The sequence below is a fragment of the Mediterraneibacter flintii genome (genome assembly GCF_055387595.1).
Genome location: NZ_AP031405.1, coordinates 445,907 through 457,773 on the forward strand (window position 1 = coordinate 445,907; position 11,867 = coordinate 457,773).

Genomic DNA, 11,867 nt, shown 5'->3' on the forward strand with positions numbered 1-11,867 from the left:
ACCCTTATATGACCGAGAAAGGACGTGATGAAAGAATATGCCGTATTCCTCATACGACCATGACAAATTGGAAACCGCCGAAACCATGCGGATAGAACGCCGGATATATTTTGAAGCAAAGGACAGGGAGATTGCCCCTTATGCTTCCTTGCCGATTGCGCAGCTACTTTCCATGCGCAGCGAAAGCGCGGCGGCAGAACAGGCGATTTTTGACGACCTTAAAGAACGCGCCGCCGCATGGGAAGAACAGGCGGGAAGAACGCTTTTGCTGGATAAAACACTTGAATATGTGAGAACGCCGCACGTCCAGCACACCGCTAACGAGTGGCAGACCACCGAGCATAACCGCCATATTCGCAGCAACCGGGTATATCAGATGAATTACTACATTTACGAGAATACCCGCTACGACAAAGAAGCGCAGAAATCTATCCCGTATTCATGGACGCTTACATGGAGCGTGCGCACCAACAGCCCAAGCAGAACCCAAGCGAAGATTGCCGGACAAGATAGAAAGGTTTTCACCGACAAGGCAGCTATGGAAAAGTATCTGAATGGGCGTATCAAAGCGTATGACCGTCTGTTTACGGAAATCTCCCCGCCTATCCCGCAGGAGTACGCCGACTATTTCAAAGTAAACGGTATGCTCATGCCGGACTACACCATAGAGGGCGAAGAACCCCCGCAGCAGCAACAGGCGGCAGCTATCCCCGAAAATACCGGGCAGGAAAAGGAGCGTGAACACATGAGCGAACAGTTTTCTATTATGATTGGCAACCGCAGCCGTTTTGAAGCGGGCGACCCCGACGGCTATTGGTTGGATATGCCCGCCACAAAGGAGCAGCTTCACGAAGCCATGCAGAGCGTCGGCATTACCGCCGACAACCCGCAGGATTTTTCCATTCGCGGCTTTTCCGACGACCCGGAAAAACATATTGCCTTGCCTTATGAAATGGTATGCGCCGCCGACGTGGACGAACTCAATTTTCTTGCGGCGCGGCTCGAACAGCTTGACCCCGCCGAGGTTGGCAAGCTGAACGCAGCCTTGCAGCAGAAAAACGGGCTTGCAAATATTGGACAGGTAATTGACTTCACCTACAACGTGGATTTCTACGTCCATATCCCCGAAGTACATAACTACCACGATTTGGGCGACTATTACTTAAATCAATCCGGCATGGTACAAATGCCCGAAGAATGGAAAGGCGGCATTGACCTTTCTACTTTTGGCAGGAACGCTGCCGCGCAGGAAAAAGGCGCGTTTACCGAGTACGGCTATATCGTGGAAAGCGGCGACGAGTGGGAACGGCAGTTTGAGGGGCGCGAAGTGCCGGAAGAATACCGCATTATGAGTTACCCGCAGCCGGAGCGCGGCGAACAGGACAAAGCCTATATGGACGCAGCCGAAACGCAGCAAGCAGACGCACAGGCCGCAGAGCCGCAGCAGCCCCGCCCCGTCGTCCCCATTATCCTTACTTCCGAAAAGCCCGCCGAAAAGGTAAAGGAGATCACCGCGCGTTTGGAACAGGGCGTACAGGCGATTTTTGACAGCGACCGCTACAAAGAGTTTCTTACTGCCATGTCGAAGTTTCACGATTACAGCTTGAATAACACTATCCTAATTGCCATGCAGGGCGGCAATTTGGTAAAGGGCTATTCACAATGGCAGAAAGAGTTTGACCGCCATGTAAAGAAAGGCGAGAAAGGCATTAAAATCTTTGCCCCCGCGCCCTACAAGGTGAAAAAGCTGGTTGATAAAATCGACCCCGAAACGAGAAAGCCCATGCTTGACCGCGAGGGAAAAGTGGTAAAGGAAGAAAAGGAAATCACCGTCCCCGCCTTTAAGGTTATAACCGTCTTTGATATTTCGCAGACCGAGGGCAAGGAGTTTCCCGACCTTTCCGTTAAACCGCTGCTTGCCGATGTGGAGCAGTACGAGGATTTTTTCGCCGCCCTTGAAAAAGCGTCCCCCGTCCCGATTGCATTTGAGCAGATCACAAACGGCGCAAATGGGTATTTCAGTTTGACCGACAAGCGTATTGCAATCAAAGAGGGCGTGAGTGAATTACAGGCGGTAAAGACCGCCATTCACGAAATCGCCCATGCGAAGCTGCACGACGTAGACTTAAACGCCCCGCCGGAGCAGCAAAACCGCGTTGACCGCCATACCTGCGAGGTAGAAGCGGAAAGCGTCGCTTATACGGTTTGCCAGCATTTCGGCCTTGATACTTCCGATTACTCTTTCGGCTATGTGGCTGGTTGGAGCAGCGGCAAGGAAATGACCGAGTTAAAAGCGTCCCTTGAAACAATACAGACCACCGCAAAGGAACTCATTACCGAGATTGAGGGGCATTTTACCGAGTTGCAGCAGCAGCGGCAAGCCGAGCAGGAGCAGGGCGATACCTTTTCCATTTATCAGTTAAAGCGCGGGGACGAAACAAGGGACTTGCGCTTTGAGCCTTATGACCGTCTGCAAGCGGCTGGACTTACCATTGACCGGGTAAATTATGAACTCGTCTATACTGCACCGCTTACAAAGGATATGACGCTGGGCGACATTTGGGAAAGGTTTAATATCGACCACCCCGCCGATTTCAAGGGGCATAGCCTTTCCGTTTCCGACATTGTTGTGCTTCATCAGAACGACGAGGACACCGCCCACTATGTAGACAGTATCGGTTTTCAGCAAGTGCCGGAGTTTTTGCAGGAGCAGCAGACCCCCGTATTTGACAAGCTGCCGCCCGAACAGCAGCAAGCCTTGTCCGACACCGTACAAGACACTTTGCAAATGCTGGTTGACGCAGACAAGCGGATTTATGGCGACGTTACGGGCAAGACCCTTGAAGCAATCGCGGCGCAAGGATATTCCTACAAGGACGGGCAGCTTGAAAAGCAGCAGCCGGAAGCGACCCCCGACAGCCTTTTGACGGGTGAAACCGTCAGAACGCCGAGGGGCAATTTTCATATTACCGATATGAGCCGTGAACAGATCGAAGCGGCGGGATTTGGTTTTCACCATGCGTCGGAGGACGGGAAGTATCTCATTATGGGGAATGGCACACAGGCTTATGCCATAGCCGCCGAGCAGCCGCAGCGGGATAATCCCTTAAAGCACGTCGAGGACACCATAGAGCAGAACGACAACAATTTTGACGGGCTTATCAACAATACGCCGCAAACGCCCACCGTTGCAGATTTTGAGCAGCGGGCAAAGGCGGGGGAAGCGATTTCCGTTACCGACCTTGCAAAAGCGGTAAAAGCCGAGAAACGGGAACAGCCGCAGAAAAAACCGTCCATTTTGAAGAAGCTGGACGAATACAAGAAACAGGCGGCGCAGCAGCCGAAAGATAAACAGAAAGAGCATAAAAAGGATTTGGAGGTTTGATAGCATGAATACCCGCTTTACCATTGAGGAAGAAAACATTGTTGCGATCTACGCCGAGGACAGCCGGGAAACAACGCTTGAAAATATCCTTGCCGCCATGCCCTACATGGACGAGGATATGCGCCAGCTTGCCGCCGCAGCGGTGAACAAGCTGCAAGCCATGACGGACAGCGAGTTTTCCGAAAGGGAGTTTATCTTGACCGACGAGGAATAGCCCATAGAAAACAGGGGCGCGGTTGCCGATTTCCGGCACCGCGCCCCTGTTCTTTTTTTGTCCTTGCGTGGACAATTAGAAAGCCGTTTTTGCGGGTTTGAATATACTTTATCGTCTATGCTGTTTCCCCGCGCTGGAAGCCGCAGAAACACAGGCGTTTTCAGCCCTTAACGTTCCACTTGCCACCCCATGTTTTGCGCCTTATCGCTCCTGCTCCCGCGCCCTGCTTTGGGACGGGTAAAGAATACTATCGACGTTCTTTTTGACAATGCCGTATTCTTGCATTTGCTTTTTCGCTTGGCGGTAATCCTCATACAATTTGCTTTTTCTGTCGTTTAAGCTGCTATACTCCTTGCGCAGCGCGGCGAGATCGGGCAGCTTCTTTATCTGCATTTCCTTTAATGCCCTTGCCGCAGCTTCAAACAGGATAATTTCGCTTTCATGCCCCCGCAGATACTTTTCCTTGTCCCGCGACTTCTTGTATTCCTCGTAAATCGGTTTTAATTGTCGGTATGTGGTCGTGTGCTTGATAAGCAGCGACAAATCAGACATACGCTGCTCTACGTCCTTAACCGCCCTTGCCGCCGCGTCATGGGCGGTCATAATATCGGCTATCTTGCTTTCAAGTTCGCTATAATACTCAATCTTGTTTTCGGTTAGGAAGTTCATGCTTTTAGCAGCCTGTTTCAGATTATGGATTTTTGCCCACCGTTCATAGCCCGCCGACTGTTGGGCTTTGATACTGTTTTCAAGATCGACGACAAGCCGGATTTTCTTATCTTCCCGCAGCGTTTTTGTTTTGGCAACATACACGCCCTTGATACGCTCCTTTATCGCTTCTTCCGTATAGGCCGCGCCGAGCGTCTTTGTGCGGGTAAACCGTTCCTGTCCGGCAGCGCGAAAGGAAATGTATTTGCCCTGTTTGATTTCATACCCCATTTCCTGCAAGCGGCGCAGCAGTTCGTCAAAATCTTTCACTTGGGGAATGAGAGTATCTATCGCCGTTTTCAGCTTTGCTTTGTAGCTTGTCCCTTGCTTTTCGGCGGTGTATTCTGCATAGCTTTTTCCCTTGTCCTGTCCCGGTACGACGACGGATAGCCCATGCTCTTTACATATCCTGTCGCTGGTGCGCCGGATAAAGTGATAGCTTTGCTTGTTGGAATGGTACTTTTTGTAGTCAACGAAGCTAACCGCGTTGAAAATCAAGTGATTATGCAGATGGTCTTTATCGACGTGAGTTGTCAAAACAAACTCATACTTGCCGCCTAATACCGCCCCGGCAAGTTCCATGCCGATTTTGTGCGCTTCTTCCGGTGTGGTTTCTCCCACCGCAAAGGATTGTATCAAGTGCCGCCCTAAATGTGTGCCGCGATCTCCGGCAGCTTCCCGCGTCCATGCAAACTCAATATCGGCGGTTTCCAGCCCGCAGCCGAAAGAGGACGCAAGCAGCTTCCCGTCTGTCTTTTCGGGATTTAAGATATAGTCTATCGCAGCCTTTAAGGTTGATTTAATAGGGTGCGTCTTTGTAACCGCCATATCTCGTCCACCGCCTTTTTAATGTCCTCTATATCCTGCCTGTAAACCGTCCCCGTCGCATTGGCGCGTTTTGCAATCTGGTTGATGTTCCGGCTCACCGCTTGCAGTTCCCGGATATATGCTTTTGTGTCGCTTCGGTCAACGACAAGAATATACCCGTCTATCGCCATTTTACGGAAGTATGCCCCATACTGCTTTATGGGAAGCTGCTTCATCTTCTCGTCGATCAGCCGCTTTTCTTCTTCCGTAACGTAAAACTTCATCTGTATATTTCTCTTTCGGTTTTCCATTTCCGCACCGCCTTTCGGTATAAGGGTTTGGGATTATCCCAACAAGCACTTTTCGCAAACGGGTACTCGTTTGCTGTGCTTGCTATCTACTCCTTATCCCGTTTCAAAGGCAGCGTTTGTTGCACTCTCTTTCTAATTTGGCGCAAAAAAAGATTGCAGCCCCTATGCGCTGCAATCTCCTGCTTCCCATATTGTGAGGTTAGTCCTCTGCTTGTTCGACTTCTGTTATCTCCCTTGCCGTTGCGGTTACAATCCGTATGCCTTTATCGCTCATACCGTCCAGCAGCGCGTCAAGCTGCCGCCGCCCGGTGGATTTCTCCGCATTGCTGTTCGGGAAGAAAAATTGATCTACCGAAATATGATACCGGGTTACAAGGTCATAGAATACCTGTAAACTCGGCTGTTGTCCCTTGTTCTCGATATTCGCAAGGTAGCGCGGGGAAATATATAACTCGTCGCTTACCTTTTTGCGGCTCTCGCCGTATTCATTTCTCGCGGCTTTTATAGCTGCCCCGAAAGCCTTAAAGTCGTACAATGGTACGGGTCTTTTTGCCATTTTCATTCACCCTGTTACATTTTACAGTTCACCTTTCTTTTTGGATATGTCCACACAATTCATATCATTAGGTTAAATACTTCCTGTTGTGTATTGACAGTAGACTGATTTTCTGATAAAATAAAATTTATGTAAAAGGAGGCGGCGTTTATGTTGCATAGCATGCGTATTAGATAAGCATTGAAAAAAAGGATTTTCCCATTTTCAACATGGGCTTTTTTGTCATGCTTATTTTGCGGATGCTATACAAAAAACTAACGACGTATAGATATAGTATAGACATAGTGCAAGCTATGCCTTAGTTTTGTTGTACTGCTCTGTGCATTATAAATGCAGGTCAATGCTCATGTTGAGGATTGACCTGCATTTTTTTGTGTAAAAAGGACGAGTGAAATATAATGCTTAAAAAATATTGGATAAAATGTCCGATTTGTAACGGAAAGACGAGAGTTCAAGTATTTCATAATACTGTATTAAAAGATTTTCCTCTTTTCTGCCCTAAATGCAAATTGACGCATATCATTGATGTAGAAAAATTAGAGATTGTAATCAAAAATACAGAAAAACAAACTTTTATTATTTAGAAGAAAGGATATAAAAATGAAACGTTTACCTAAATATACGCCTGCGGAAGTACGGAATGATCCATACGGATTTACTTACAAAGAAATGTCGGAAGTTATTGGCGAGAATGAAGCAAAAGCCTTATATGAAGAATTATATAAGCAATTACCACGCAAAAAAAATCTATCAATGTTGGTAAAAAATATTTGCAAAAGCAGTGATACTGAAAAGTATGTTTACGAACTGAAAGACAACAAATACATTGAAACGGTTTTTATCAAGCGGCGAGATGGTGGAACTGTTTGCGTGAGCACACAAGTCGGTTGTCCTGTTGGTTGTATTTTTTGTGAGTCCGGGCGAAATGGCTTTGTTCGTAATCTAACATCGTCAGAAATCGTACAACAGATTATATTGTTGCGTCGAAAAGTAAACCGTATCGTTTTTATGGGTATGGGAGAGCCTTTATTCAATTATGACAACTTGATAAAAGCAATCCATATTCTCCGAGATAGATATGGGCTCAACTTTCCAACCGACGGCATTACCATATCAACAGTTGGTCCGGTCGATCAATTAAAAAAATTGCGCGAGGAACATCTTAAAATTCAGTTGACAATATCTTTACACGCAGCAACACAATCTGCAAGAAATCGTATTATTCCTCACATGCGCATATATGCTATTGAAGATGTTGTTAAGCAAGCCTTATCCTATTCTGAAAGGCATAATCGCAAAATTGTCTTTGCGTATTTGCTTTTACCGGGTATAAATGACCGGCCCTCAGATGTAAGACAACTTGCAAAATGGTTTCGGGGCAAAAAAGTTATGATTAACGTGTTACAATACAACCCAACAAGCAATTCAAGAATTAAAGCACCACAGAAACGGGAAATAGTTGCATTCAAACATCAATTAGAGCAAGCAGGACTTGAAGTTACTATGAGAGTTTCTCATGGCAGAGAGATTAACGCGGCTTGTGGACAGTTAGCTAACACATATAATAAATTCAAAAAAAAATGATTAAAAGTGCCAGACGCATAGACGCAGAGCCGATAACGCATTAGGTCAAAAAACCTATGTGTTATCGGCTTTTTTATTTAATATTGCGCAAAAGCCGCTGTTCCCTATTATAGAATGGATTGCGGGTAGTGTATTAAAGTCGCCCTTTTTTAAGGATACGGCGGTATCGGGGAGGTATCGCCGTGTCCATTTTTATTTACTGTAACCCGCCTAATGCTTTGCGGTCAAAAAAAGCTATGCTCCGCAAGCGGGATATTCCGGCTATGAGTATGAACTGTCAATACATCTAAATACTTCTTACATTTCCTTTGCGCTCGTCCGCGTCTTGCGGACGGGCGCATTTTGCTTTTTTCAACTTTTTTCTGAAAAACGCACTCAAGAGCCATCTCCCGAACGGGTACGGAGCGAAAGGGGCAGAGAGGACAAGCCCTTAACTCCCGTCCTCTACTCCACGCGGGAAGGAGGTGAACTCTATGGAGCTATCTTCTTCCGACAAGGAAAGAATACAACATCAGTACGACGCATTAGCAAAGAAAACTTTGGTTGGCGAAGCGAAAAGCCACCGCCGCACTCTTGCGAAACGCGCAGCACGCGAAGTACCTTTTTCGGATTTGAGCGAAAGCGAACTCGCGCAGCTTTTCACAACGGACGAATACAAAAGCGATTATTTCCGTTTTCAAGTGTCCGGCTTTGATGTACTCGTCAAAAATGAACTGCTTGCCGAAGCCCTTAACGCTTTGCCCGAAAGGAAACGCGACATTATCCTTTTGTCCTACTTCTTGGACATGAGCGACGCGGAAATTGCTGAACTGCTGAATGTTGTACGCACGACGGTTTTCCGGCACAGGAAATCCGCGCTTGCGAAAATCAAACAGTATTTGGAGGGAAAAGCAGATGATGAATACCGTTAGGAAATCTGAAAATCTGTTGCCGTTCCCTGTCATTTCCGCAGCGGCAAACGGCGACACAACCGCCATGTGCGCGATCTTGAAGCATTACGAGGGTTACATAGCGAAACTTTGTACCCGCACGCTGAAAGACGACGCGGGCAATACCTATTCCTATGTGGACGAGGAAATGCGTAACAGGCTGCAAGTGCGCCTTATTACCCGCACCCTTGCTTTTCATGTAGGATAATCTTTTAGCCCATGCGGGGAGCGTGTCCCCTTTCCACGCTTCCCGTTATGGGCTATTTGTCGTTCCGTAACAGCACATCGGAAACGGTGTACTGTTACAGGCCGACAAAGCCTATTGTTCCTTGACAAAGAAAGCGGCCTTTGGTGCGCAGCATAACAGGCAACGGGTACATTCCGTCTGTACCGAGCCGGGCGGCGGGTACGCCATGACCGCTTTTCCCCGTTGGGGAAAAGTCGAGCGAGAACTACCGCGCCGTAAAACAAGTTTAGCAGCTTGTGGGCGACGACATACAAGGCGGCACAATGATACTCCCGCGTTGAACACCCTCAAAGTATTGCGCGGCGCACCCATAAGCATGGGCCGGGGTGAAACTCCCGTGAGGTTGCAGCTAACAACCGCCCGTTTTGCCTTTTGACGAATATAGTTTATCCATACAGGAAAAGGAGGTTTTTCTAATGGATAAAAAACAGACAATTACAACCGAACGCAAAATAGGGAAAATCACCTATCTTGTTCAAGCGTTGCCGAGTGAAAAGGCAACCGATACAATCCATAAAAAGATTGAAAAACTCATTGTAAAGGATTTGCAGAAAAAGCCCGGAAATCCGGGCTTTTTAGCGTCCGAGTAGTGCATTAGGCGGCGGGATATGGTATAATGATAGCAACACATTATACCTGTTTATTCGGCTGTCGGAAAGGAGGACTAATGTTACAGTCGAATAAAATCACCGCCCTTTACTGCCGTTTAAGTCAAGAGGATATGCAGGCCGGAGAAAGCGGAAGCATACAGCACCAAAAAATGATACTTCAACGCTATGCGGACGAACACCATTTTTTGAACACAAAGTTTTTTGTGGACGACGGATTTTCCGGCGTGAGTTTTGAGCGCGAGGGGCTGCAAGCGATGTTGCAGGAAGTGGAAGCCGGACGAGTGGCGACGGTTATTACCAAAGACCTCTCCCGTCTTGGCAGAAACTATCTGAAAACGGGCGAACTCATAGAGATTGTATTTCCCGAAAACGGAGTGCGCTATATCGCGATTAACGACGGAGTTGACACAGCGCGGGAGGATAACGAGTTTACCCCCTTGCGGAACTGGTTTAACGAGTTTTACGCCCGCGATACAAGCAAGAAAATCCGTGCAGTTAAACAGGCACAGGCGCAAAAAGGCGAGCGTGTCAACGGGGAATATCCATACGGCTATATCCCAGACCCGAACAACCGCCACCACCTTATACCCGACCCGGAAACCGCGCCGATTGTCAAACAGGTTTTCGCTATGTTTGTTAGCGGCGTGCGTATGTGCGAAATCCAAAAATGGCTTGCGGAAAACAAAGTCTTGACGATTGGAGCGTTGCGCTATCAGCGCACAGGACAGGCGCGGTATCAGCGGGCAATGATCGCCCCCTATACTTGGCCGGACAAAACGCTCTATGACATATTAGCAAGGCAGGAATATTTAGGGCATACCATAACCGCGAAAACTCACAAGGTATCCTACAAGTCGAAAAAGACCCGGAAGAACGAAGAAGAACAACGCTATTTCTTCCCAAACACCCATGAGCCGCTTGTTGACGAGGAAACCTTTGAACTTGCGCAAAAGCGGATTGCTACCCGCCACCGCCCGACAAAAGCAGCGGAGATTGATATTTTTTCCGGCTTGCTGTTTTGCGCTGGTTGCGGACATAAGATGTATTACCAACAGGGCGTAAATATCGAGCCGCGCAAGTTTTCCTATTCTTGCGGCGCATGGCGCAACAGGGCAAGGACAGGCAGCGAGTGTACCTCTCATTATATCCGCAAAAACGTACTTCTTGATTTAGTGCTGGAAGATATGCGGCGGATTTTGCGGTATGTTAAGGAACACGAACAGGACTTTATCTGTAAAGCTACCGAGTACGGCGACATGGAAGCGAGAAAGGCATTAGCGCAGCAGCAAAAGGAACTTTCCAAAGCACAGGCGCGTATGACCGAACTTGACACGCTTTTCCGCAAGCTGTATGAGGACAACGCATTAGGCAGACTGACAGATGAACGGTTTGTGTTTCTAACTTCCGGCTATGAGGACGAAAAGAAATCCCTTGCCGCAAGGATAGACGAGTTACAACAGCAGATCGCAACCGTTACCGAGCGAAAAAGGGATATATCAAGGTTTATTCAGATTGTCGGGAAATACAGCGACATACAGGAATTGACCTATGAAAACGTCCATGAGTTTATCGACCGTATCTTGATACACGAATTGGATCGGGAAACCAACACCCGGAAAATCGAAATCCATTACAGCTTTGTCGGACAGGTTGATACCGAGCAGGAGCCGACGCAAGTTGTCAACCATGACCGCCGTAACATGGTTGATGTAAAAAGTATCGCTATCTAACCTCAGCAAAATTCGTACCAGAGTACCCGTCGTCCACATACGTTTTTGCCAAATGCCAGCCCTGCTTTTTCACATAATCCGTGAGGATGGATTTCTGCGTGGCAATGCTCGCACTCTCGTTTTCCGTGCCATCGTCCTTTGACAAGCGGCAGTAAATGCCGACTTCATAAATCTGATTCCCCGTTCTTATCCCTGCCATACTGTTAAACCTCCGTCCTTGCTCTACTTAATTTCATGTTCCATTGCGTACATTCTAAGCGGATATATCCTCATTGTCGAAGGTGTCATCTTTGCCAATCCCCCTCCGTATATCTTCGGAGATAATCGGGATAAACGCTTCGGCAACGGTCTGTGTACCGACATATTCCCGACTGATAATTACCTGCACTTGTGCTTTTGGCATGATACGCTTTCTCTTTTTGTTCGTTGTCTTATCCTCGCCCATATTCAAATCTTCCTTTCCAGACAGGGCAGGGGAGCGTCTGAAAACGTCCCCACCTGCCAATCAGACACAATCAATCCCCGCTGTTCAATTCTTCCTGCAATGCTTTAAGGAGAGCCGCCGCTTCATCGGCAGTCAACGTGATTCCCTTTCCGCACTTCTCATGGTTGGGAGAAAAACTGCGGATGTCATACTTCGGCTCGTTCCCGTTCCATGAAATCAAGTTGATTTCCTTTGCGTAGCCGCTGTCGCTCATGGACAATACGGCGATTTTCTTTACAATCTCGTACTGGATTTCTTTCATTTTCTACCTCAACTTTCTGTATTTACCTCCCGAAAAAAG

At 47.7% G+C, this 11,867-nt stretch carries 13 protein-coding genes and 1 pseudogene; 8 read left to right on the plus strand and 6 right to left on the minus strand.

Going from position 1 to position 11,867, the window contains the following annotated elements:
• Positions 1-37: 37 nt before the first annotated feature.
• Together ACZ5C4_RS02060 and ACZ5C4_RS02065 are read left to right on the plus strand one after the other, a co-directional pair.
• Entirely contained in the window at positions 38-3,385 is a 3,348-nt protein-coding gene (locus tag ACZ5C4_RS02060; RefSeq protein WP_257357936.1) for a YodL domain-containing protein, read from the plus strand.
• A gap of 4 nt (positions 3,386-3,389) precedes the next feature.
• Positions 3,390-3,599: a transposon-transfer assisting family protein gene (locus tag ACZ5C4_RS02065; protein WP_002584960.1), complete on the plus strand. Its 210-nt coding sequence runs from the start codon at positions 3,390-3,392 to the stop codon at positions 3,597-3,599.
• A gap of 201 nt (positions 3,600-3,800) precedes the next feature.
• Here ACZ5C4_RS02065 and ACZ5C4_RS02070 read toward each other — a convergent pair whose 3' ends face one another.
• The 3 genes from ACZ5C4_RS02070 to ACZ5C4_RS02080 all read right to left on the minus strand — a co-directional run bounded on the left by ACZ5C4_RS02070 (position 3,801) and on the right by ACZ5C4_RS02080 (position 5,981).
• Positions 3,801-5,135 (minus strand): relaxase/mobilization nuclease domain-containing protein, encoded by a 1,335-nt coding sequence (locus ACZ5C4_RS02070; RefSeq protein WP_044942473.1) that lies wholly within the window; start codon positions 5,133-5,135, stop codon positions 3,801-3,803.
• Positions 5,096-5,425, minus strand: a complete 330-nt coding sequence (locus ACZ5C4_RS02075; RefSeq protein ID WP_002584958.1) for a plasmid mobilization protein — start codon at positions 5,423-5,425, stop codon at positions 5,096-5,098. The genes ACZ5C4_RS02070 and ACZ5C4_RS02075 overlap by 40 nt, the downstream gene beginning before the upstream one ends.
• 199 nt (positions 5,426-5,624) lie before the next feature.
• Positions 5,625-5,981, minus strand: a complete 357-nt coding sequence (locus tag ACZ5C4_RS02080; RefSeq protein ID WP_044942672.1) for a helix-turn-helix transcriptional regulator — start codon at positions 5,979-5,981, stop codon at positions 5,625-5,627.
• Between the two features lie 398 nt (positions 5,982-6,379).
• Here ACZ5C4_RS02080 and ACZ5C4_RS02085 point away from each other — a divergent pair, with 398 nt between their 5' ends.
• From ACZ5C4_RS02085 to ACZ5C4_RS02110, 6 genes are all read left to right on the plus strand, one after another.
• Entirely contained in the window at positions 6,380-6,565 is a 186-nt protein-coding gene (locus ACZ5C4_RS02085; protein WP_003431289.1) for a cysteine-rich KTR domain-containing protein, read from the plus strand.
• A gap of 16 nt (positions 6,566-6,581) precedes the next feature.
• On the plus strand, positions 6,582-7,565 hold the full coding sequence (gene rlmN / locus ACZ5C4_RS02090) for a 23S rRNA (adenine(2503)-C(2))-methyltransferase RlmN (RefSeq protein ID WP_002584956.1): 984 nt from the start codon (positions 6,582-6,584) through the stop codon (positions 7,563-7,565).
• Between the two features lie 473 nt (positions 7,566-8,038).
• Positions 8,039-8,476: a sigma-70 family RNA polymerase sigma factor gene (locus ACZ5C4_RS02095; RefSeq protein ID WP_003502131.1), complete on the plus strand. Its 438-nt coding sequence runs from the start codon at positions 8,039-8,041 to the stop codon at positions 8,474-8,476.
• Complete coding sequence (locus ACZ5C4_RS02100; protein ID WP_002604473.1) at positions 8,460-8,702, plus strand: helix-turn-helix domain-containing protein; 243 nt, start codon at positions 8,460-8,462, stop codon at positions 8,700-8,702. Before ACZ5C4_RS02095 ends, ACZ5C4_RS02100 begins: the two co-directional genes overlap by 17 nt.
• 455 nt (positions 8,703-9,157) lie before the next feature.
• A complete protein-coding gene (locus ACZ5C4_RS02105; RefSeq protein ID WP_002604472.1) occupies positions 9,158-9,331 on the plus strand; it encodes a transposon-encoded TnpW family protein in 174 nt (57 codons plus the stop codon).
• Between the two features lie 77 nt (positions 9,332-9,408).
• On the plus strand, positions 9,409-11,082 hold the full coding sequence (locus tag ACZ5C4_RS02110) for a recombinase family protein (protein WP_058118380.1): 1,674 nt from the start codon (positions 9,409-9,411) through the stop codon (positions 11,080-11,082).
• A gap of 7 nt (positions 11,083-11,089) precedes the next feature.
• On the opposite strand, the pseudogene ACZ5C4_RS02115 reads toward ACZ5C4_RS02110, so the two are convergent.
• From ACZ5C4_RS02115 to ACZ5C4_RS02125, 3 genes and pseudogenes are all read right to left on the minus strand, one after another.
• Positions 11,090-11,281, minus strand: a pseudogene (locus ACZ5C4_RS02115) (recombinase family protein); the annotation flags it as partial.
• A 54-nt stretch (positions 11,282-11,335) separates the two neighbouring features.
• A complete protein-coding gene (locus ACZ5C4_RS02120) occupies positions 11,336-11,527 on the minus strand; it encodes a hypothetical protein (protein ID WP_004070763.1) in 192 nt (63 codons plus the stop codon).
• A 70-nt stretch (positions 11,528-11,597) separates the two neighbouring features.
• Positions 11,598-11,828 (minus strand): YdbC family protein, encoded by a 231-nt coding sequence (locus ACZ5C4_RS02125; RefSeq protein ID WP_004070761.1) that lies wholly within the window; start codon positions 11,826-11,828, stop codon positions 11,598-11,600.
• Positions 11,829-11,867 lie beyond the last annotated feature (39 nt).